Source organism: Mycobacteriales bacterium (assembly GCA_035690485.1).
Classification (GTDB): Bacteria; Actinomycetota; Actinomycetes; order JAFAQI01; family DASSKL01; genus DASSKL01.
In genome coordinates this window covers 45677-65566 of record DASSKL010000082.1, presented here as the reverse complement: position 1 = coordinate 65566, position 19890 = coordinate 45677, and the positions used below count along the sequence as shown (strand labels likewise).

The following is a 19890-nucleotide window of genomic DNA, read 5'->3' as shown; positions in this document are numbered from 1 at the left end:
CCGGTGCGGGCGCGCTCGGCGACCAGCCACGCGAGCATGCCGGCGCACGCTGCCAGGTGCGTGCTGACGAGGGCGTGGACGGCGACGCCGCCGGTGCTCAGCGCGGACCCGGCGTTGAAGCCGAACCAGCCGAACCACAGGATTCCGGCACCGATCACGGTCAGCGGCAGCGAGTGCGGGGCGACCGCCTCGCGGGGCCACCCGCGGGCCGCGCCGATCACGAGGACGAGGGCGAGCCCGGAGGCGCCGCTGTTGATCTCGACCACGCTGCCGCCGGCGAAGTCGAGGACGCCGCGCGCGGCGAGCCAGCCGTGCGGGGAGAACACCCAGTGGGCCAGCGGCGCGTAGACGACGACCGACCAGACGAGCACGAACGCCGCGAAGCCGGTGAACCGCAGCCGCCCGGCTCCGGCGCCGCTGATGAGGGCCGCGGTGATGACGGCGAACATCATCTGGAACGCCGCGAACAGCAGCGGCGGGAAGGTCAGGTGCAGCCCCGGTACGCCGCTCAGGTGCTCCAGCCCGGCGAACTTGAGCGAGCCGACGACCCCGCCGACGTCCGGCCCGAACGCCAGGCTGTAGGCGATGAACGCCCAAACGAGGCTGACCACCCCGATGCAGATGAGGCTCTGCATCGCGGTGCCGAGGACGTTCTTGCTGCGCACCATGCCGCCGTAGAACACGGCCAGGCCGGGCGTCATGAACAGGACGAGCGCGGTGCAGACGAGCATCCACGCGGTGTTGGCATCGCTCACCGCGGATCCGTCCGGCTGTCAGGTCCTCGTCCGCCCACGAGCGGTCAGCCTGCGGGCGCGACGTTTCCGGCACGTTTCCCGCAGACGGCGCTGCCGTTACATCGCGGGACCAGGGCTCAGGTGAGCTCGCGCGAGCGGTCGCGCTCGACCGGGGTCCTACCCCACCACGGGCGCAGGCCGGCGAGGCCACGACGGCCGGCCACATCGGCACCCGGGTGCGGGGCCCCGACGGGCCGCAGGCGGGTGCAGGCCGGGATCAGCAACGGGGTCGCGGCCACCAGCACGGACCCGGCGAGGGAGATCACGACCTGGGCGGTGCCGACCCCGAGGCCGAGCAGCGCCGCGCCGACCACGAGGACGATCCAGGGCGTCCACCGGCGGAGCGTGGGGGGCCTGGTGATCATCGCGCGCTGCGCCTTGGGGTAGCTGACCGTCGCGGTGGCCGCCGGGCGCTCCGGACGGAGGCCGACGATGCGGTGCTGGGCGGCGGAGAAGCGGCTGAAGATCGAGGCGAGGCGCGGATCGTCGTCGGCCAGGCGCTGCTCCATCTCGGCCAGCACCCGCTGCTCGTGCATGGACAACGCCATCGCGATCCCACCGCCTTGCCTTCGGGCCGTGTCCCAGACGACTGATGCCCAGCGGCGGCCCCGACGAAGCGTGGGCCGGCGGGTGATGGTGGGCACCGCGTCCGGCGCGGCGTCAGGCCGCGGCGTCCTCCGCGTCGCCGAGCAGGGCGTCGACGAAGGCCTCCGGCTCGAACGGCGCCAGGTCGTCGGGGCCCTCGCCGAGACCGACGAGCTTGACCGGCACGCCCAGCTCGCGCTGCACGGCGATCACGATGCCGCCCTTCGCGGTGCCGTCGAGCTTGGTCAGGGCGATGCCGGTGACCTCCACCGCCTCGGTGAAGACCCGGGCCTGCACCACGCCGTTCTGGCCGGTGGTGGCGTCGAGCACGAGCAGCACCTCGTCGACCGGACCGTGCTTCTCGACGACCCGCTTGACCTTCTGCAGCTCGTCCATCAACCCCTGCTTGGTGTGCAGCCGGCCGGCGGTGTCGACGAGGACCGTGTCGACCCGGCGGTCCGTGCCGGCTTGTACGGCGTCGAAGGCAACGCTGGCCGGGTCGGAACCCTCCGGCCCGCGGACCGTGTCGGCGCCGACCCGCGACCCCCACGTCTGCAGCTGGTCGGCGGCCGCGGCGCGGAAGGTGTCGGCGGCCCCGAGCAGCACGCTGCGGCCGTCGGCGACGAGCACCCGGGCGAGCTTGCCGCACGTCGTCGTCTTTCCGGTGCCGTTGACTCCGACGACGAGGACGACAGCGGGGCGGTCGGTGTGGGGAAGCGTGTGCAGCGACCGGTCGGTGTCCGCGCCGATGGCCGAGACCAGCTCCTTGCGCAGCAGCGCCCGCAGGTCGGCCGCGCTGCGGGTGCCGAGCACCCGCACCTGCTCGCGCAGGTTGGCCACGATCTGCTGGGTCGCGCCGACGCCGATGTCGGCGGTGAGGAGGGTGTCCTCCACCTCCTCCCAGACCTCGTCGTCGAGTGTGTCGCGGGACAGCAGGGTGAGCAGCCCGCGGCCGAGCGCGGACTGGGAGCGCGACAGCCGGGTGCGCAGCCGCACCAGCCGGCCGGAGGTGGGCTCCGGCACCTCCAGGGCGGCGGGCGCCTCGACCGGAGCCGCTGCGACAGGCGCCTCGGGCGCGACGGGTTCCGCCGGTGGGGCGGCGGTCTCCGGCGGCGGGAGCGTGGTGACCGCCCCGGAAGCCTGCTCCTCGGCCGGGACGGGCGTGGGTGGCTCGCCGGTGCGCGGCAGCTGGCGGCGGCGGGGCACGATGAGCAGCCCGGCCACCGCGATGAGCGCGACGACGAAGATGGCAGCGGCTATGGCGGCGTACTCCACGCCGCCATCCTCCCCCAGGGCCGGCCGGGACGATCAGGTCAGGCGGGCTCGGCCTCGCGCAGCCGCTGGGAGATGACCTCGGTGATGCCGTCGCCGCGCATGCTCACGCCGTACAGCGCGTCGGCGACCTCCATCGTCCGCTTCTGGTGCGTGATGATCAGCAGCTGCGAGGTCGACCGCAGCTCGGCGAGCAGGTCGACGAGGCGCCCGAGGTTGCGGTCGTCGAGTGCAGCCTCGACCTCGTCGAGGACGTAGAAGGGGCTCGGGCGGGCGCGGAAGATCGCGACGAGCAGCGCGATGGCGGTCAGCGACCGCTCGCCGCCGGACAGCAGCGACAGGCGCTTGACCTTCTTCCCGGGCGGGCGCGCCTCGACCTCGATGCCGGTCGTCAGCATGTCGTGCGGGTCGGTGAGCACGAGCCGGCCCTCGCCACCCGGGAACAACGTGGCGAAGACCTTCTCGAACTCCCGGGCGGTGTCCTCGTAGGCCGCGCGGAAGACCTCCTCGACCCGGTCGTCGACCTCCTTGACGACGGTGAGCAGGTCGCGCCGGGTCGCCTTCAGGTCCTCGAGCTGCTCGGAGAGGAACCGGTGCCGCTCCTCCAGCGCCGCGAACTCCTCCAGGGCCAGCGGGTTGACCTTGCCCAGCACGGCGAGATCGCGCTCGGCGGCGCGGGCGCGCTTCTCCTGCACCGCCCGCTCGTAGCGGGTGGGCGCCGCGTCGGGGGCGTCGGCCGGCGGCGGGACCGGCTGCTCGGGTCCGTAGTCGGTGACGAGCGCATCGGCCGCGACGCCGTAGTCCTCGAGCGCCTTCGCCTCCAGCGCCTCGACGCGCAGCCGCTGCTCGGCCCGGGCGACCTCGTCGCGGTGGACGGTGTCGGTGAGGCGTTCGAGGTCGGCAGCAAGCTCCCGCGACCGGCCGCGGACAGCGGCGAGCGCGGTCTCCCGCGCCACGCGGGCCTGCTCGGCGGCGGCACGCTCGGCGGCGGCCACCTCGATCGACGCGTCGATCCGGCTCAACGCGGCCCGGGCGCCGGCCACGACGGCGGTCGCGACGACGGCCTGGCGGGCCCGCTGCTCGCGAAGCGCGGCGGCCCGCTCCCGGGCGGCGCGCTCGGCGGCGGCGGCCCGCTCGAGGGAGTCGGCGCGCCCGGCGAGAGCGCGGACGCGCTCCTCGCCCGTGCGCACGGCGAGGCGCGCCTCGACCTCGGCGGCCCTGGCGGCCTCGCTCTGCGCGGCGAGACGGTCGCGGTCCTCGGTGGTGGGCTCGGCCTCCTCCGGTGCACCGGTCGCCGCGGCGAGCCGCGCGTCGAGCGCGGCGAGTTGGGTCAGGAGCTCGTCGCGGGTCTGCTCGGCGCGTTGCCGGGCGGCCTCGAGCCGGTCGGCCTCGGCGGCGGCGGCCCGCATCTCCCCGGCGTGCTGCCCCAGCCGCTCGGCGACGGCGGCCAGCCGCGCGTCGGAGTCGTGCAGCTGCGCGAGCGCGGCGTCGGCCTCGACCTGGGCCGCCACCCGCTCCTGCTCGGCGGCCGCGAGCGCGAAGCGCAGCCGGTCGGCGCGGTGACCGGTCTCGACGAGCCGGGCCTCGGCATCGTCGACCGCCGCCTGCACCTCCAGCAGGGACGGCGTCGCGCCCGAGCCACCGACTGCCCAGTGCACGTCGAGGACGTCGCCGTCGCGGGTGACCGTGCGCACGGCGGGCAGCGACTCGACCAGCCGCCGCCCCTCGTCGAGGGTGGCGACCACGGCCACCCGCTGCAGCAACCTGGTGATCGCCGGGTGCAGGTCGGCCGGCACGGTGACGACGTCGACCGCGTAGCGCACCCCTGGGGGCAGCTCCGGCCACGGCTCCCCGGCGGGGTCGGGCGCCCCGCCGACGACCATGGCGGCGCGGCCGGCGTCGTCGGCCTTCAGCAGAGTGATCGCGTCGGTCACGGCGTCGAGGGAGGCCACGGCTACCGCGTCGGCGGCGGCGCCGAGTGCTGCGGCGACCGCGGTCTCGAATCCCGGCTCGACCTCGAGGAGATCGGCCAGGGAGCCCTGGAGCCCGGCCACCCGGTCACCGGCCGCGAGCAACACGCCGGTGCCGTCCTTGCGGGCGAGACCGCCGGCCAGCGCGTCGCGGCGGGCGGTCAGCGCGGTGCGCTCGCGCTCGGTCTCGCGGTCCTGCTCCCGCAGCTCGGCGAGCCGCTCGTCGACGGCGCCGAGAGCGGCAGCGGCCCGCTCGTACCGCTCGTCGAGGCCGACCTCGCCCTCGTCGAGGCCGGCGACCTGCGACTCGAGCGTGGTGAAGTCGGCCTGCGCGCGAGACGCCCGGGCGCGTGCCTCCTGCGCCGCATCGCTGAGCCGACCGCGCTCGGCATCGGCGGCCGCGGCCCGCGAGCGCAGGGCGTCGGCCTCGCCGGTGAGCTTGGCCAGGCCCTCGCGGCGGTCGGCGATCGCCCGGTGCACGGCCACCAGCCGGCGCTGCTCCTCGGCGAGAGCCGACTCGGCCGAGGCCCGCGCCGCACTCGCGTCGACGAGCACCGCCCGGTCGCGCTCCAGCCGCGCGGTGAGCTCGGCCTCCTGCTCGCGCGCGGATCGCGCCTCGGCCTCGAGCTCGTCGGGGTCCGGCCCCGGGCGGGCTTCCTCCGCCTCACGCCCGAGATGACGGGCGCGTTCGGCCGCGAGCGAGGCCGTGCCGAGCAGCCGCTCGCGCAGGCTGGACAGACGGAACCACGTGTCCTGGGCCGCACCGAGCCGAGGCGCCTCGGCGACGGAAGCGGCCTCCAGGTCGCGCTCCTGCTCCTGGGCCGCGGCCAGCGCCGTCTCCACCTCGGCGCGGCGGGTACGGGCAGCGGTCTCGTCGGCGACCTCCTGGTCGAGCGCGGTGCGCAGCACGACCAGGTCGTCGGCGAGCAGCCGCAGCCGGGCGTCGCGCAGGTCGGCCTGGATCACCGCGGCGCGGCGGGCGACCTCGGCCTGCCGGCCCAGCGGCTTGAGCTGGCGGTGCAGCTCGGCCGTCAGGTCCTGCAACCTGGTGAGGTTGGCCTGCATCGCGTCGAGCTTGCGCAGCGCCTTCTCCTTGCGCTTGCGGTGCTTGAGGACGCCGGCCGCCTCCTCGACGAACGCCCGCCGATCCTCCGGCCGGGCCTGCAGCACGGCGTCGAGCTGGCCCTGCCCGACGATGACGTGCATCTCACGGCCGATGCCGGAGTCGGACAACAGCTCCTGCACGTCGAGCAGCCGGCACGGATTGCCGTTGATGGCGTACTCGCTCTCCCCCGAGCGGTACATCAACCGGCTGATCGTGACCTCGGTGTAGTCGATCGGCAGGGCGCCGTCGACGTTGTCGATCGTCAGCAGCACCTCGGCGCGGCCGAGGGGCGGGCGGCCGGCGGTGCCGGCGAAGATGACGTCTTCCATCTTGCCGCCGCGCAGCGACTTGGCGCCCTGCTCGCCCATGACCCAGGCGAGGGCGTCGACGACGTTGGACTTGCCGGAACCGTTGGGCCCGACGACGCACGTGATGCCCGGCTCGAAGCGCAGCGTCGTGGACGACGCGAACGACTTGAAGCCGCGCAGGGTGAGGCTCTTCAGGTGCAACGCGGGGCGCTCCTGTGCGCAGACCAAGCGGCGGGGAAGGCCGCGGCGAAGCCTACCGGCCGAAACCGCCGAGTCGTCGGCGAAGCGCCGTCGCCGGACACGAAAAAGGGGCGCCGAAGCGCCCCTGACATGAAAGAAGACACTCGTTACGCGAGTGCCTCCGCGGGCTCCGGAACACCGTCGGGGACGGTGAGGGAGAGGACGTCGTCGTGGACCTGGACGGCCGACGCGAGCGCTACGTTGGCCTTGCGCAGGCGGACTACCTCGTCCTCGAGGTCGTTGACCCGCTGGCGCAACCGGGCGACCTCGGCGGTCAGGCGGTAGTCGGGCCCGAGTCCGACGTGTCCGAACAGAGCCTTCGCCATGAGACGTCCTTCGTGAGGAGACGCGGGGGTGCCTGCCGTGACGGCACGCGAGGCACGCCGGGGTAAGACGCGCGGGCAGCGCAACTGCCGGAGTGGATGATCCAAGAATCGCACGGCCACCAGGGGTGGTCAAGAGGCCTGATCACGCGCCGATCACGGCCAGGTTACGCCGAAGCCACGAATTGAGCCGACCGGGCGCAAGTTGACCGGTCCCGCGGCGCCGCGGTGCAGACTCCTCCGGCGAGGACGTGGGTACGCCGCAACTCGGGCCCGCCGAGCGCCTACGACGACCGCGGGGCCGCGCACGATCGAGGAGGCCGGACAGTGACCGCCACGCTTGAGCACGTCCACCGCCCGCAGCCGGGTCACGCGCGCTACCGGCGTCGCCGCGCCGGGCTCGCCGGCACCGCGGCGCTCGCCGTGCTGCTCGGTGGGGCACTTGCCGGCTGCGGCGCGCGCCACGACAAGAACGGCGACACGCAGCGGCCCGACGTGCAGCAGCTCCCGGTGATCCAGACGGTGCTGCCCTCGGCCGCCGTGAACCCGCCGATCACCGTGACGCCCTACCCCTCGTCGTCAGCGAGCCTGGAGCGCGGCGACAACGTCGGCACCCACTGAGCCCCGATCTCGTCCAGTCACCAGCGCGCGCGGCGCGGCCGCGGTTGGCAGCGGGGGCAGGTGTAGGACGAGCGGTTCATGAAGGCGTCCCGGCGGATCGGGGTGCCGCAGCGCGGGCACGGCTCGTCGCGCCGGCCGTAGACGGCGAGGTCGCGGGCGAAGTAGCCGCTCTCCCCGTTGACCGCGACGTAGAGGCTGTCGAACGACGTGCCCCCCGCCGCCAGCGCGTCGCGCAGCACGTCGCGGACGGCGGCGAGCAGCCGGTCGACCTCGCTCCGGGTCAACGTCTCGGTCGGCCGCGCGTAGTGCAGGCGGGCCCGCCAGAGCGACTCGTCGGCGTAGATGTTGCCGATGCCGCTCACCAGCGACTGGTCGAGCAGCGCCCGCTTGATGCCGGTGCGCCGGCTGCGCAGCGCGATCCGGAACGCCTCGTCGTCGAACGCCGGGTCGAGCGGGTCGCGGGCGATGTGGGCGATCGTGCCGGGCAGGGCCGCGCCGCCCGCGACGACGGCCAGGCCGCCGAACGTGCGCTGGTCGACGAACCGCAGCTCGGGGTCCCCGTCGGCGAAGCGCACCCGCACCCTCAGGTGGGTCTCGTCGAGCGCGGCCGCCGGTTGCACGAGCAGCTGCCCGCTCATGCCGAGGTGGGCCTGCAGCGCGTCGCCCGAGTCGAGCGGCAGCCACAGGTACTTCCCGCGCCGGCGGGCCCCCTCGACGCGGCGACCCACGAGCAGGGCGACGAAGTCACGCTCCCCGGCGGGATGGCGTCTGATCGCGCGCGGGTGCAGCACGTCGACGGCGGCAATCGTGCGCCCGGTGACCCAGCGCTCGAGCCCGGCCCGGACGGTCTCGACCTCCGGCAGCTCGGGCACGGTCAGACCGCGGGTGGGTCGGCGACGGCCTCGTCGGCGGCCCGGCTGCGCAGCGCGGCCCAGGCGACTTCCGCCGCCCGCTGCTCGGCCTCCTTCTTGCTGCGGCCCTGGCCGGCGCCGAGCTCCCGCCCGCCGACCCGGACCGTGGCCGCGAACGTCTTCGCGTGGTCGGGCCCGCTCTCGGCGATGAGGTACTCCGGCACCCCGAGCGAGCCCGCGGCCGCGATCTCCTGCAAGGACGTCTTCCAGTCGAGGCCGGCGCCGCGGGAGGCGGAGTCCTCGATGAGACGCTCGAAGAGGCGTCGTACGACGGTGGCCGCGGCCTCCATGCCCCGATCGAGGTAGATCGCCCCGATGAGCGCCTCCAGGGTGTCGGCGAGGATCGAGGACTTGTCCCGGCCGCCGCTCGACTCCTCGCCGCGACCGAGCCGGACGTGCCGGCCGAGATGGAGCTCGCGGGCGACGCCGGCGAGGGCACGGGAGTTGACGACGGCCGCCCGCAGCTTGGCCAGCTGGCCCTCGGGCAGGTCGGGGTGGCGGCGGTAGAGGCTGTCGGTGACGATCACGCCGAGGACGGCGTCACCGAGGAACTCCAGCCGTTCGTTGGTGGGCAGCCCGCCGTTCTCGTAGGCGTAGGAGCGGTGCACCAGCGCCGGCTCGAGCACCGCCGGGTCGAGGTCGACACCGAGTGCGGCGGCCAGGTCGGCAACCGGGGCATCGTCGCTCACCGGCGTGCCTCGGCACGTCGCAGGAGCACGTAGTCGACGACGTCCGCCACGGTGACCAGGCGGTCGATGTCCTCGTCGGGGATGTGCAGCCCGGGGCCGTAGCGCTCCTCGAGGATCTCGACCAGCTCGACGAGGGCGAGGGAGTCGGCGTGCAGGTCGGCGACGAGTGCCGTGACCGGCAGGACGTCGGCCGGATCGATCTCGAGGACGTCGGCGACGGCACGGCGGACGACCGCGAGCACGTCTTGCTCCTCCACGGCCATGGCAACGATCATGCCGCCTTCGACCCGCAGCTATGCACGCGCCACGGCGACCGGCAGCCCGGCCGTCTCGCGGCGACGCGCGACGAGCGCGGCCAGCGCGCCCGCGGTGCGGGCCACCAGGCGCTCGGTGACGGCCTGCTCCGCCACCTCGATGCAGGAGGCGACCTCGGCGGCGTCGGCCGCCCCATGCCCGACGACGACGACCCCGTCGACGCCCAGGAGCACGGCGCCCGCGCCGGTGCGTGCCGCGCCGGGTGCTGTGGCGGCCTCGAGCACCTTGATGACGACGTTGCCGGTGAAGCCATCGGTGACGACGACGTCGGCGACCCCGCCGCGCGCGACGTCGTGACCTTCGACGTTGCCCACGAAGTCGACGGGAAGCGCGGCGATCAGGTCGTGGGCGGCGCGGCGCAGGGCGTCGCCCTTCCCCGGCTCGCCGCCGTTGGACAGCAGCCCCACGCGCGGGCGTTGCAGGCCGAGCCGCACTTCGGCGTAGGCGGCCCCGGCGAGCGCGAACTGCGCGAGCCCGTCGGCGGTGCTGTCGACGGTCGAGCCGACGTCGAGGAGGACGAGCGGCCCTGCGGCGGCGGGGACGACGGCGGCGAGCGGCGGGCGGGTCAGCCCGGGGAGCCGGCCGAGGGTGAAGACGGCCGCCGCCATCGCGGCGCCGGTGGAGCCGACGGAGACCATGGCATCGGCGGCGCCGTCGCGGACGAGGCGCGCGGCGACGCGCACGGTGGCGTCGCGCTTGCGTCGTACGCCGCGGGCCGGGTCCTCCGCCATGCCGACCACCTCGCGGGCGGCGGCGACGGTCAGCGCGCCGGACCTGCCGCGGGCGTCGAGCATCGCCGCGGCCTGCTCGGGGGGCCCGACGAGCGTGATCGCCAGGTCGGGGCGGCGCCCGCATGCGAGCAGGGCGCCGTCGAGCACGGCCTCGGGGGCGTGGTCGCCGCCGAGCAGGTCGAGCGCGACCCGCACCGGCGGGTGTCCGCTCGCGCTGGTCACGCGCCGATCAGACCGAGAGGACCTGGCGGTCGTTGTAGGTGCCGCAGACGCTGCACGCGACGTGCGGCAGCTTCGGCTGGCGGCAACGCTTGCACGCGACGAGGGACGGCGCGGTGGCCTTCCACTGCGAGCGGCGCGAGCGGGTGTTGCTGCGCGACATCCGGCGCTTGGGGACGGCCACGTCAAATCTCCTGGTTCGTCTCGTCGGCGGGATCGCCCTGCGGCAGCAGCGAACCCAGGGCGGCCCACCGAGGGTCCGCCAGCTCGTGGTGGTGCTGCGGGCCGGCCTCGGCGAGGCGGGCACCGCACTCGGGGCAGAGCCCCGGGCAGTCGTCGGAGCACAGCGGTGCGAGCGGCAGCGCGAGCACGATCGCGTCGCGGGCGGCCGGCTCGAGGTCGATGAGGTCGCCCTGCAGCAGGCTCACGTCGTCGTCGTCGCCCTCGACCGGCTCGTAGACGAAGAGCTCCTGCACCTCGGCGTCGACCTCGTCGCTGACCGGTTCGAGGCAGCGGCCGCACTCCCCCGCGACCGGAGCGGTCACGGTGCCGCTGACCAGCACGCCGTCGACGACCGCCTCCATGCGCAGGTCCAGCTCGACCGTCGCGCCGGCGGGCACGCCGACGAGCTCGAGCCGGAAGTCGTCCGGGGCCGGCACCTCGCGGTGGACACGGGTCATCGACCCGGGGCGGCGGCCGAGCTCGCGGGTGTCGAGGACGAAGGGCGCGCGCGCATCGAGAGGCGCGGTGGGCGGCTTCGTGGACGGCTTCATGAGGGTGCGCAACACAGTGAGTGGTCGGGGCGGCGAGCCGGGCGGCTCGAAGACCGACCCGTCATGGTACGCGGTCGGGCGCGACCCCGGCCAGCCGGCGACCGGGCGCCGAACGGCCCGCGGTGCGGCCGGCGGGGCGTGCCAGGCTGACCCATGGAGTTCACCACGCTCGAGGTCGAAGCGGCGCCACCCCGCGGGCGCCTCACGCTCAACCGGCCCGAGAAGCTCAACCCGCTGAGCACGACGACGCTGCAGGAGCTGGCCGCGGCCGCGCGCTGGTTCGACGCGCAGCCCGGCGTGAAGGTCGTGGTCGTGGGCGGGCACGGCCGCGCGTTCTCGGCGGGTGCCGACCTGGCTGCGTTCGACGGCGGCGGCGGTCGGGTGGACGCGGCCGGTCGCAGGGAGGCCGCGGATGCCGGGCGGCAGATGGCCGAGGCCGTGGAGGCCATGCGCGCGGTCACGGTGGCCCGGATCCAGGGGCACTGCGTCGGCGGCGGCCTGGTGCTGGCCGCGGCCTGCGACTTGCGGGTCGCCGCGGAGACCACGCGGTTCGCCATCCCGGAGGTCGACCTGGGGATCCCGTTGGCGTGGGGCGGCATCCCGCGGCTGGTGCGCGAGATCGGGCCCGCGCTCACCAAGGAGCTGGTCATGACCTGCCGGCCGTTCTCGGCGGAGGAAGCGCGGGCGGCCGGGTTCCTCAACCGGGTGGTGCCGGACCCCGACCTCGACGCGGCCGTCGAGGAGCTGGTCGGCGTGCTCGAGCGCAAGTCGGCGTTGACGCTCACGGCGACGAAGCGGCACACCAACGCGGTGACCGACGGGATGGTCGCGCCGGCCCGAGCGTGGAACGACGCCGACTCGCTGGTGACCGCCCTGATCGACCCGCAGTCGCGCGCGGCCGCCGCCGACTACCTCGCCCGGGTGCGCCGCGGCTGACGGCGGTTGCCGGCCTGCGCTCGACGGCGCCGGCAGCTCAGCCGGGCAGCGGCTCGACGTCCTCGCCGTCGACGTCGATCTCGTTCTGGCCGCGGAGCTTGCTGCGGCCCCGCTCGACCGCGCGCAGCGTCTTGTGCAACACGACCTCGAAGTTCGCCAGCTTGGAGTCGACGTAGTCGTCGACCTCCGCGCGCATCCGGGCCACGTCGCCCCGCGCGTCGTCGATCACCCGCTCGGCCTCGCGGCGCGCCTCCTGCACGATCTCCGTCTTCGACAGCATGCGTCGCTGCTCGGCCCGCGCGGCCTCGACGATGTCCTCGGCCTCCCGCCGGCCGTCCTCGACGACCCCCTCGCGGTCGCGCAGCACGTTGCGGGCCTGCTGCACCTCCGACGGCACCAGCGCCCGCAGCTCTTCCAGGTGGGCGAGCATCTCGCCGCGGTTGACGATGCACGAGGCGGACATCGGCATCGCCCGTGCGCCCTCGACGAGAGCCTCGATCTCGTCGAGCTTGGCCTGCACGTCCACGATGACGGCCTCTCCGAACGGACGAACGGTGGTCAGCTGGTGCGGTCGAACCGGTCCACGAGCCGCCGCAGGACCAGCTCGGGGACCTGCCCGGTCACGTCACCACCGTAGGACGCGACCTGCTTCACGAGGCTGGACGAGAGGAAAGAGTAGACGGGGTTCGTCGGCAGGAACAGCGTCTCGACGCCGGCGAGGTTGTAGTTCATCTGTGCCATCTGCAGCTCGTAGTCGAAGTCACTGACCGCGCGGATGCCCTTGACGATCACCGGGATGTCGTGGGCCCGGCAGAACTCGACGAGCAACCCGTGAAAGCTCTCCACCTTGACGTTGGGCAGGTCCGCGGTGACCTCGCGGAGCATCCCCATGCGCTCGTCGACGGTGAACAGGCCCTGCTTGTTCGGGTTGATCAGGACGGCGACGACGACCTCGTCGTAGAGGCGCGCCGACCGGACCACGATGTCGAGGTGGCCGTTGGTGACCGGGTCGAAGGAGCCGGGGCAGACGGCACGGGTCATGATCGCCGACCGTACCAGAGGGTCCCCTCGCCGTAGCGGCGGGAGCGCAGGCCCTCGACGCCGGCGGGCCAGGCCGGCTCCGGGTCGCGGCTGGCCCGCTCGACGGCGAGCACGCCGCCCGGCCGCAGCCAGCCGTTCGTCGCGACCGCGGCCAGCACGGCGTCGACGGGATCGGCGTAGGGCGGGTCGAGGAAGACGACGTCGTACGCCGCGGGCGGTGGCTCCGCGATCACTCGGGCGACTGACTCCTGGCGCACCTGCGCACCGGTGACGCCGAGGCTGCGCACGTTGTCGTGGAGCACGGCAGCGGCGCGGACGTCGGACTCGACGAGCAGCGCGTGAACGGCGCCTCGCGACAACGCCTCGAGGCCCACCGCACCGGAGCCGGCGTACAGGTCGGCGAACCGAATGCCGTCGAGAGTGCCGAGCAACGACTCGAGCGTGGAGAACAACCCCTCGCGGGCCCGGTCGGAGGTGGGCCGGGTGCGCACGCCGGGCGGCACGCGCAGCCGGCGGCCTCCGGCGACGCCGCCGATGACGCGGGTCACGTCTTCTCCAGGTACTCGGCGCGCTCGTCGTCGACGAGCCGCTCGACCGCCGCGGCGAGCACCGGGTGGTCGGCCAGGTCCGGGTCGGCATCGACGAGCGCGGACGCCTCGTCGCGGGCCGCCCGGATCAGATCCTCGTCCTCGAGCAGCGCCAGCAGCTTGAGGCTGGAACGGCGACCGTGCTGGACGGCGCCGAGCACGTCGCCCTCCCGGCGCTCCTGCAGGTCGAGCCGGGCGAGCTCGAACCCGTCGGTCGTCGCGGCCACGTGCTCCAGCCGGGTGCGGGCGGGCGAGGCCTGCACCGAGCCGGTGACGAGCAGGCACAGGCCCGGATGGCTGCCGCGCCCGACACGCCCGCGCAGCTGGTGCAGCTGGGAGACGCCGAAGCGCTCGGCGTCGAGCACCACCATGACGGTGGCGTTGGGCACGTCGACGCCGACCTCGATGACGGTGGTGGCGACCAGCACGTCGAGGTCGCCGCCGGCGAACCGGCGCATGACGTCGTCCTTTGCATCGGGCGCCAGCCGCCCGTGCAGCGCGTCGACGCGCAGCCCTGCCAGTGGCCCGTCGACGAGCATGGGCAGCACGTCGGTCACCGCTGCGGTCGGGCGCTGCGGCCCCTCGTCGTCCTCCGGACCGGCCGGCGCGTCGGCGTCGTCGGTGGACGGGGCGTCGCCGATCCGCGGGCAGACGACGAACACCTGCCGGCCGGCCTCGGCCTCCTCGCGCACCCGCTGCCAGACCCGGTCGAGCCAGGCCGGCTTCTCGGCGACCGGGACGACGGTGGTCTGGATCTCGGAGCGGCCCTGGGGAAGCTGGGTCAGGGCGCTGGTCTCCAGGTCGCCGTAGACGGTCATCGCGACGGTCCGCGGAATCGGCGTCGCGGTCATGACCAGCACGTGCGGCGGGGTCGTGCTCTTGGCCCGCAGCGCGTCACGCTGCTCGACGCCGAACCGGTGCTGCTCGTCGACGACGAGCAGTCCCAGGTCGCGGAACTCGACGCCCTCCTGCAGGAGCGCGTGGGTGCCGACGACGATGCCCGCCGTACCGTCGGCCACCTCGTCGAGCGCGGCGCGTCGGGCCGCCGCGCCCTGCGAGCCGGTGAGCAGCGCGACCCGCGTCGCGACCTCGGCACCGCCCAGCTCGCCCGCCATCGCGAGCGGCCCCAGGAGGTCGCGGATGGACCGGGCGTGCTGCTGCGCGAGCACCTCGGTCGGCGCGAGCAGCGCGGTCTGCCCACCGCCGTCGACCACCGCGAGCATCGCGCGCAGCGCGACGACGGTCTTGCCCGCGCCGACCTCGCCCTGGAGCAGCCGGTGCATCGGGTGCGGCTGCGCCAGGTCGGCGAGTATCTCGTCGCCGACCTGCTGCTGCCCCTCGGTCAGCGCGAACGGCAGCCGGGCGTCGAACGCCGCGAGCAACCCGTCGTCGCGGACCTCCCAGGAGGCGGCCTGCTGCTGCCGGCTGGCGGCGCGGCGCCGGGCGAGGGACACCTGCAGGGTGAACGCCTCGTCCCACTTGAGCCGGCTGGTCGCCTGCCGGACGTCGTCGTACGACGCGGGCTGGTGGATCTTGTGCAACGCGTCGTCGAGGGGAAGCAGGTCGTGGCGACGGCGGACGTCGGTCGGGATCGGGTCGGGCGGCGGTTGCAACGTCGGCAGCACCATCCGCACCGCGTTGGCGATCTGCCAGGAGGCGTACTTGGTGGCCGCGGGATAGATCGGAATCAGGGCACCGGCGTAGGCGTCCGCGTCAGCGGCCTCGCCGATCATCTCGTAGTCGGGGTGGGTCAGCTGCCGCTTGCCCTTGAAGACCGAGACCTGCCCGGCGAACAGGCCGCGCCGGCCCACGAAGAGGTCGCGGTCGGCGCGCCACTTCTGGTTGAAGAAGGTCAGGTAGAGGCGACCGGTGCCGTCGGTGACCTCGACCTCGAGCACGTGCCCCTTGCGCTCCTTCATGTTGCGACCGCTGACCTTGCGGACCTCGGCCATGACCGTCACGTGCTCACCGACGCGCAGGTCCGCGAGCGAGGTCAGCTCGCCGCGCCGGGCGTAGCGCCGCGGGTAGTGGTGCACGAGGTCCCCCACCGACCGCAGGCCGAGGTGCTTCTCGAGCGGGGTGGCCGTCCGGCCGCCGACGGCGCTGCGCAACGGGGTGGCGAGGTCCGTCACCCGCTACTCCACGCCGAGCAGCAGGGGGTAGTGCGGCTGCCCCCCGTCGTAGACCACGACCTCGACCGTCGGCCGCACGGCGGACAGGTAGTCGACGACCCGGTCGCCGAGGCCGGCCGGCGCCCCGCTGCCGACGACCAGCGTCACGAGCTCGCCGCCACCGATGAGCATGCGGTCGAGCAACCCGACCGCGACGTCGAAGAGGTCGGTGCCGATCAGGGTAACGTCGTCGCCGGCCAGCCCGAGGACGTCGCCGGCGCGGCACACGCCGACCGTCGTCTGCGCCTCGCGGGCCGCGAGGGTGAGCGCGCCGTAGCGGGTGGCGCCGGCGGCGGCGGTCATCGCGATGACGTCGTCGCCGAAGGGCCGCTCCGGGTCGTGCACGGCCAGGGCGGCGAGGCCCTGCACCGGTGAACGCGTCGGCACCACCGCGACCAGGCGGCCCTCCCCACGGGTCAGGTCGGCGGCGGCCGCGGCGACGGCGTGAATGTCCGGGTCGTTGGGCAGCACGACGACCCGGTCGCCGGTGCAGGACTCGATCGCTTCCACGATCTCCTGCGTGGACGGCCGGGCCGCGGGCGAGCCGACCACGACGGCGCCTTCCTCCTCGAACAGGCGGCGCAGCCCGGCACCGGTGACCGTCGTGACGATCAAGCACGGCTCGCGGCGGTCACCGGCCGGTCGAGCAGCGATCTGGTCGGCGAACCGGGTTACCTGGATGCGGTGCGGGCGCCCGGCCTCGACACCCGCCTCGATCGCGGCGCCGACGTCGTTGACGTGCACGTGGACGTTCCACAGCTCGTCGCCGCCGGCGACGAGCAACGAGTCGCCGAGCCCGGACAGCCGCTCCCGCAAGGCGTCGACGGCCCGCTCGTCGGCGTCGAGCAGGTACTGCACCTCGTAGCCGTACGCCGAGCTGCCGCCCTCCCGCACTCCCTCGAGCGCGGTGCGTACGACGGCCGGCGCCGGGCCGACCGCCACGGACTCTCCGGAGACGACCAGCGCAAGCGACTCGAGCAGCACGACGAGCCCGCGGCCGCCGGCGTCGACGACCCCGGCCCGGGCGAGCGCCTCCAGCTGCTCCGGGGTGCGGGCCAGCGCCTCGGCCGCGCCGGCGGCCGCCGCCGTGGCCACCGCCGCCAGGTCGGCGGTCGGGCAGCGCTCGGCCGCGTCGGCGGCGGCCCGGGCAACGGTGAGGACGGTGCCCTCGACGGGCTCCGCCACCGCGGCGTAGCCGAGGTCGGCCGCGCGCCGCAACGCGCGTTGCAGCTCGGTGCCGCTGACCCGGGGCAGGTCGCAGAACACCTCGGACAGGCCGCGCAGGATCTGGCTGAGAATGACGCCCGAGTTCCCCCGCGCGCCCATCAGCGCGCCCCGCGCGACGGCCGTCATCGTCGCCTCGAGGTCGGCCAGCTCGTCGGCCGGCAGCGACTCCGCGACGGCCTGCATCGTGAGCACGAGGTTGGTGCCGGTGTCGCCGTCGGGCACCGGGTAGACGTTGAGCGCGTCGATCTCCTCGCGCGCGTTGCGCAGCGCGTCGAGACCGGCCGTGCACCAGCGGCGTACGAGCGTGGCGTCGATGACGTCGCGCACCCGTGCCTCCTCACGACCGGTGCATGTCGGCTACCCTAGTCAGGACATTCGTGCGCCTACCCGTTGCGGGGCGCAACCTCTTTCGATCGAGCTGGAGAGATCCCTGTGGCCTCCGTGTGCGACATCTGCGGCAAGGGGCCGGGATTCGGCATGAGCGTGTCCCACTCCCACCGCCGGACCAACCGGATGTGGCGACCCAACATCCAGACCGTCCGCGCGGTCGTCGGCCGGGGCACCCGCAAGAAGCTCAACGTCTGCACGAGCTGCATCAAGGCCGGCAAGGTCTCCCGCTAGACGGTCCCTGGCCGTCGCCTCGCGGCGTTCTCGGTCGCGTTGCGTGCCCTCCCGGGCACGCGGCCGCTCCCTCGGCCTGGCGATGCTCGGCCAGCTCTAGGCATCCGACCAGATCGACATCGCCGGGGCCGGCGTTCCGAGGTCCTTGCCGAAGTGGTGGCTGCCGGGCGTGCAGCGGTAGTGGCCGAACGGCTCGACCGGGAGGTAGCCCGACGTCTGGTAGAGACGGATCGCCTCCGGCTGCCGGTCGCCGGTCTCCAGCTGCACCCGAGTGCAGCCGAGCCCTCGCGCGGCCTCCTCCAGAGCCGCCAGCAGGAGCCGGGCGAATCCCCGGCCGCGCTGTGCGGGGTCGACGTACATCCGCTTGAGCTCGGCGACGTCGGGCCCGGTCACCCGGATACCCCCACAGGCGACCGGTTCGCCGTCGAGGAAACCGACCAGGAACCGCCCGCCGGGCACCGCGAACTCCGCCGGATCGACCGGGGTCTCGTCGCGCCCGCCGTAGCGGGCGACGTACTCCTGCTGCACCCGCTCGACGAGAAGCCGCCCGACCGGCCCGTCGTACGACTCGTCGCGCAGCTCCAGGTCGCTCACCGCCACCGCCACCCGTGGTCGACCGGGCCGATGCCGGCGCCGAGCCGGAAGCCGTGCGCGATGGCGCCGGTCACGTAGTCCTTCGCCTCGCGCGCAGCGGTGGCGACGTCGCGGCCGAGCGCGAGGTACGACGCGAGCGCGGCGGCCAGCGTGCACCCGGTGCCGTGCGTGTGCCGGTTGTCGAGTCGGGGACCGCGGAGCCACACCACCTCGTCGCCGTCGGTGAGCAGGTCGTCGGCGTCACCGCCGAGGTGGCCGCCCTTGACGAGCACCCAGCGTGGACCCAGCGCCAGCACCGCGTCGGCGGCCGCTCGCATCTGCTCTCGGGTCTCAGTGTGTACGCCGGTCAGCCGCGCCACCTCGGGCAGGTTGGGCGTCACCACCGTCGCGACCGGAAGCAAGGCGTCGCGCAGCACGGCGAGCGCGGCGTCGTCGATCAGCGGGTCGCCGTGCTTGGAGGCGCAGACCGGGTCGACGACGACCGGGGTCGAGACCGCGTGCAGCGAGTCGGCGACCGTCGAGACGATCGCCGCGTCGGCGAGCATGCCGGTCTTCACCGCCTGAGCGCCGATGTCCGAGAGCACGCTGTCGAGCTGGGCGCGGACCGCCTCTGCCGGCAGCGGCCAGACCCCCTGGACACCGACGGAGTTCTGCGCGGTGACGGCCGTGATCACCGACATGCCGTGCACGCCGAGGGCGAGCATCGTCTTGAGGTCGGCCTGGATCCCGGCTCCCCCGCCCGAGTCGGACCCGGCCACGGTGAGCACGGTCACGGGCGGACGCACGCGGTCCAGCCTAGGACCGGAAGTGGTCGTGGCCGCCGACGAGCGCGGCACCGGTCCCGTCGACGACGCCGGTCCCGGCAGTGACCCGGCCGACGAACCGCGCGCCGAGCCGCTCGGCAGCGGCGAGCTTGTCGGCGGGCACGGTCGCCGCCAGCGCGTGGTCGTCACCGCCGGCCCACAGCAGCGAGTCGTCGCCGAGCACGGCCAGTGCGGCCGCGAGAGACTCGTCGACGAATGCCGAGCGCAGCGCGGCGAGATCCACCTCGATGCGCACGGCCGAGCCGGTAGCGAGGTGCCCGAGGTCCTGGGCCAGCCCGTCGCTCACGTCGATCATCGCGGTCGCACCGAGCCGGGCCAGCGCCGGCCCGGTCGTGTAGGGCGGCCGGGGCCGGCGATGCGCGTCGGCGAGGTCGGCGAAGCGGTCGAGCAGCGCCGGGTCGCCACGCCGCAGCAGGGCGAGCCCGGCCGCCGCACACCCGAGCCGTCCCGCGACGACGACGGCGTCCCCGGCCCGCGCACCCGACCGGGTCACCGGGGCGCGACCTTCCAGGTCGCCGAGTGCCGTGACCGCGATGGTCAAGCGGTCCGAGGCCACCACGTCGCCACCGGCGACGGCTGTCGCGACCTCGGCGCACTCGTCACGCAGCCCGTCGGCCAGCGACTCGGCCCAGGCCACCGGGAGGTCGGCCGGCGCAGCGAGCCCGACCAGCAGGCCGGTCGGCCGCGCACCCATGGCTGCGACGTCGGCGAGGTTCTGGGCGGCCGCCTTGCGACCTACGTCGTAGCCGCTCGACCAGTCGCGCCGGAAGTGACGGCCGTCCACGAGCAGGTCGGTCGTCGCGACGACCCGGCCGTCGGGCGCGGCGAGCACCGCCGCGTCGTCGCCGGGGCCGAGCAGCAGCCCGCCGGCCGGCGCCGCGCCCGCGCCCGCGCCCGCGCCCGCAGAGTCTTCATCGCTCGCAGCGACCAGCCGCGCGACGACCCGGGCGATCAGCCCGAACTCCCCGGCCTGCCCGACGGTGATGTCGGCCTCCTCGCGGTGATCGGATAGCGTCCACCCGTCGTACAGCAC

The 19890-nt window shown here is 74.6% G+C and carries 22 protein-coding genes; 3 read left to right on the top strand and 19 right to left on the bottom strand.

Features of this window, described 5'->3' with window-relative positions; all coding sequences use genetic code 11:
• The 5 genes from VFJ21_12615 to VFJ21_12595 form a co-directional block, all read right to left on the bottom strand.
• Nucleotides 1–755 (bottom strand): ammonium transporter (locus tag VFJ21_12615; protein HET7407961.1); only part of this gene is annotated, 755 nt, incomplete at its 3' end.
• 116 nt (nucleotides 756–871) lie between these two features.
• Entirely contained in the window at nucleotides 872–1342 is a 471-nt protein-coding gene (locus tag VFJ21_12610) for a DUF3040 domain-containing protein (protein ID HET7407960.1), read from the bottom strand.
• Between the two features lie 112 nt (nucleotides 1343–1454).
• Nucleotides 1455–2654 carry a signal recognition particle-docking protein FtsY gene (gene ftsY / locus VFJ21_12605; GenBank protein ID HET7407959.1) on the bottom strand — a complete coding sequence of 400 codons (1200 nt, stop codon included), beginning with the start codon at nucleotides 2652–2654 and terminating at the stop codon, nucleotides 1455–1457.
• Nucleotides 2655–2692: 38 nt separating this feature from the next.
• On the bottom strand, nucleotides 2693–6235 hold the full coding sequence (gene smc / locus VFJ21_12600; protein HET7407958.1) for a chromosome segregation protein SMC: 3543 nt from the start codon (nucleotides 6233–6235) through the stop codon (nucleotides 2693–2695).
• Between the two features lie 146 nt (nucleotides 6236–6381).
• Entirely contained in the window at nucleotides 6382–6600 is a 219-nt protein-coding gene (locus VFJ21_12595; GenBank protein ID HET7407957.1) for a hypothetical protein, read from the bottom strand.
• A gap of 324 nt (nucleotides 6601–6924) precedes the next feature.
• Here VFJ21_12595 and VFJ21_12590 point away from each other — a divergent pair, with 324 nt between their 5' ends.
• Nucleotides 6925–7218, top strand: coding sequence for a hypothetical protein (locus VFJ21_12590; protein HET7407956.1), 294 nt, complete (start codon nucleotides 6925–6927; stop codon nucleotides 7216–7218).
• A gap of 17 nt (nucleotides 7219–7235) precedes the next feature.
• Here VFJ21_12590 and mutM read toward each other — a convergent pair whose 3' ends face one another.
• From mutM to VFJ21_12560, 6 genes are read right to left on the bottom strand one after another with little or no spacing between them, the layout of a single operon-like run.
• The gene (gene mutM / locus VFJ21_12585; GenBank protein ID HET7407955.1) at nucleotides 7236–8090 is read right to left on the bottom strand and encodes a bifunctional DNA-formamidopyrimidine glycosylase/DNA-(apurinic or apyrimidinic site) lyase; all 855 of its coding nucleotides are present in this window, start codon (nucleotides 8088–8090) and stop codon (nucleotides 7236–7238) included.
• A gap of 2 nt (nucleotides 8091–8092) precedes the next feature.
• On the bottom strand, nucleotides 8093–8818 hold the full coding sequence (gene rnc / locus VFJ21_12580; protein HET7407954.1) for a ribonuclease III: 726 nt from the start codon (nucleotides 8816–8818) through the stop codon (nucleotides 8093–8095).
• Nucleotides 8815–9081, bottom strand: a complete 267-nt coding sequence (locus tag VFJ21_12575) for an acyl carrier protein (protein ID HET7407953.1) — start codon at nucleotides 9079–9081, stop codon at nucleotides 8815–8817. Before VFJ21_12575 ends, rnc begins: the two co-directional genes overlap by 4 nt.
• A gap of 30 nt (nucleotides 9082–9111) precedes the next feature.
• A complete protein-coding gene (locus VFJ21_12570; GenBank protein HET7407952.1) occupies nucleotides 9112–10086 on the bottom strand; it encodes a hypothetical protein in 975 nt (324 codons plus the stop codon).
• A 7-nt stretch (nucleotides 10087–10093) separates the two neighbouring features.
• On the bottom strand, nucleotides 10094–10267 hold the full coding sequence (gene rpmF / locus VFJ21_12565; protein HET7407951.1) for a 50S ribosomal protein L32: 174 nt from the start codon (nucleotides 10265–10267) through the stop codon (nucleotides 10094–10096).
• A gap of 1 nt (nucleotide 10268) precedes the next feature.
• Complete coding sequence (locus VFJ21_12560; GenBank protein ID HET7407950.1) at nucleotides 10269–10856, bottom strand: DUF177 domain-containing protein; 588 nt, start codon at nucleotides 10854–10856, stop codon at nucleotides 10269–10271.
• Between the two features lie 153 nt (nucleotides 10857–11009).
• Here VFJ21_12560 and VFJ21_12555 point away from each other — a divergent pair, with 153 nt between their 5' ends.
• Nucleotides 11010–11792, top strand: coding sequence for an enoyl-CoA hydratase/isomerase family protein (locus tag VFJ21_12555; GenBank protein HET7407949.1), 783 nt, complete (start codon nucleotides 11010–11012; stop codon nucleotides 11790–11792).
• A 37-nt stretch (nucleotides 11793–11829) separates the two neighbouring features.
• On the opposite strand, the gene VFJ21_12550 is transcribed toward VFJ21_12555, so the two are convergent.
• Genes VFJ21_12550 through VFJ21_12530 form a run of 5 tightly spaced genes read right to left on the bottom strand, consistent with a single transcriptional unit; the run spans nucleotide 11830 to nucleotide 17145 of the window.
• Nucleotides 11830–12318: a hypothetical protein gene (locus VFJ21_12550; protein HET7407948.1), complete on the bottom strand. Its 489-nt coding sequence runs from the start codon at nucleotides 12316–12318 to the stop codon at nucleotides 11830–11832.
• 32 nt (nucleotides 12319–12350) lie between these two features.
• Entirely contained in the window at nucleotides 12351–12833 is a 483-nt protein-coding gene (gene coaD, locus VFJ21_12545; protein ID HET7407947.1) for a pantetheine-phosphate adenylyltransferase, read from the bottom strand.
• A complete protein-coding gene (gene rsmD, locus VFJ21_12540; protein HET7407946.1) occupies nucleotides 12830–13381 on the bottom strand; it encodes a 16S rRNA (guanine(966)-N(2))-methyltransferase RsmD in 552 nt (183 codons plus the stop codon). The genes coaD and rsmD overlap by 4 nt, the downstream gene beginning before the upstream one ends.
• Nucleotides 13378–15552, bottom strand: coding sequence for an ATP-dependent DNA helicase RecG (recG, locus tag VFJ21_12535; protein ID HET7407945.1), 2175 nt, complete (start codon nucleotides 15550–15552; stop codon nucleotides 13378–13380). The genes rsmD and recG overlap by 4 nt, the downstream gene beginning before the upstream one ends.
• A gap of 3 nt (nucleotides 15553–15555) precedes the next feature.
• Nucleotides 15556–17145 carry a DAK2 domain-containing protein gene (locus tag VFJ21_12530; protein HET7407944.1) on the bottom strand — a complete coding sequence of 530 codons (1590 nt, stop codon included), beginning with the start codon at nucleotides 17143–17145 and terminating at the stop codon, nucleotides 15556–15558.
• A 105-nt stretch (nucleotides 17146–17250) separates the two neighbouring features.
• Between VFJ21_12530 and rpmB the strand changes: the two genes are divergently transcribed.
• Nucleotides 17251–17439 carry a 50S ribosomal protein L28 gene (gene rpmB / locus VFJ21_12525; protein HET7407943.1) on the top strand — a complete coding sequence of 63 codons (189 nt, stop codon included), beginning with the start codon at nucleotides 17251–17253 and terminating at the stop codon, nucleotides 17437–17439.
• A 96-nt stretch (nucleotides 17440–17535) separates the two neighbouring features.
• Here the strand turns inward: rpmB and VFJ21_12520 are convergent, their stop codons facing one another.
• Genes VFJ21_12520 through VFJ21_12510 form a run of 3 tightly spaced genes read right to left on the bottom strand, consistent with a single transcriptional unit; the run spans nucleotide 17536 to nucleotide 19890 of the window.
• The gene (locus VFJ21_12520) at nucleotides 17536–18033 is read right to left on the bottom strand and encodes a GNAT family N-acetyltransferase (GenBank protein HET7407942.1); all 498 of its coding nucleotides are present in this window, start codon (nucleotides 18031–18033) and stop codon (nucleotides 17536–17538) included.
• On the bottom strand, nucleotides 18030–18818 hold the full coding sequence (gene thiD / locus VFJ21_12515; protein ID HET7407941.1) for a bifunctional hydroxymethylpyrimidine kinase/phosphomethylpyrimidine kinase: 789 nt from the start codon (nucleotides 18816–18818) through the stop codon (nucleotides 18030–18032). The genes VFJ21_12520 and thiD overlap by 4 nt, the downstream gene beginning before the upstream one ends.
• A 10-nt stretch (nucleotides 18819–18828) precedes the next feature.
• Nucleotides 18829–19890 carry a thiamine-phosphate kinase gene (locus VFJ21_12510; protein ID HET7407940.1) on the bottom strand — a complete coding sequence of 354 codons (1062 nt, stop codon included), beginning with the start codon at nucleotides 19888–19890 and terminating at the stop codon, nucleotides 18829–18831.

Excerpts from the sequence above, each read along its gene's own strand:
- VFJ21_12610 (HET7407960.1), bottom strand. The coding sequence starts at position 1,342 with ATGGCGTTGTCCATGCACGAGCAGCGGGTGCTGGCCGAGATGGAGCAG.
- VFJ21_12555 (HET7407949.1), top strand. The coding sequence starts at position 11,010 with ATGGAGTTCACCACGCTCGAGGTCGAAGCGGCGCCACCCCGCGGGCGC.
- VFJ21_12575 (HET7407953.1), bottom strand. The coding sequence starts at position 9,081 with ATGGCCGTGGAGGAGCAAGACGTGCTCGCGGTCGTCCGCCGTGCCGTC.
- coaD (HET7407947.1), bottom strand. The coding sequence starts at position 12,833 with ATGACCCGTGCCGTCTGCCCCGGCTCCTTCGACCCGGTCACCAACGGC.
- VFJ21_12595 (HET7407957.1), bottom strand. The coding sequence starts at position 6,600 with ATGGCGAAGGCTCTGTTCGGACACGTCGGACTCGGGCCCGACTACCGC.
- VFJ21_12560 (HET7407950.1), bottom strand. The coding sequence starts at position 10,856 with ATGAAGCCGTCCACGAAGCCGCCCACCGCGCCTCTCGATGCGCGCGCG.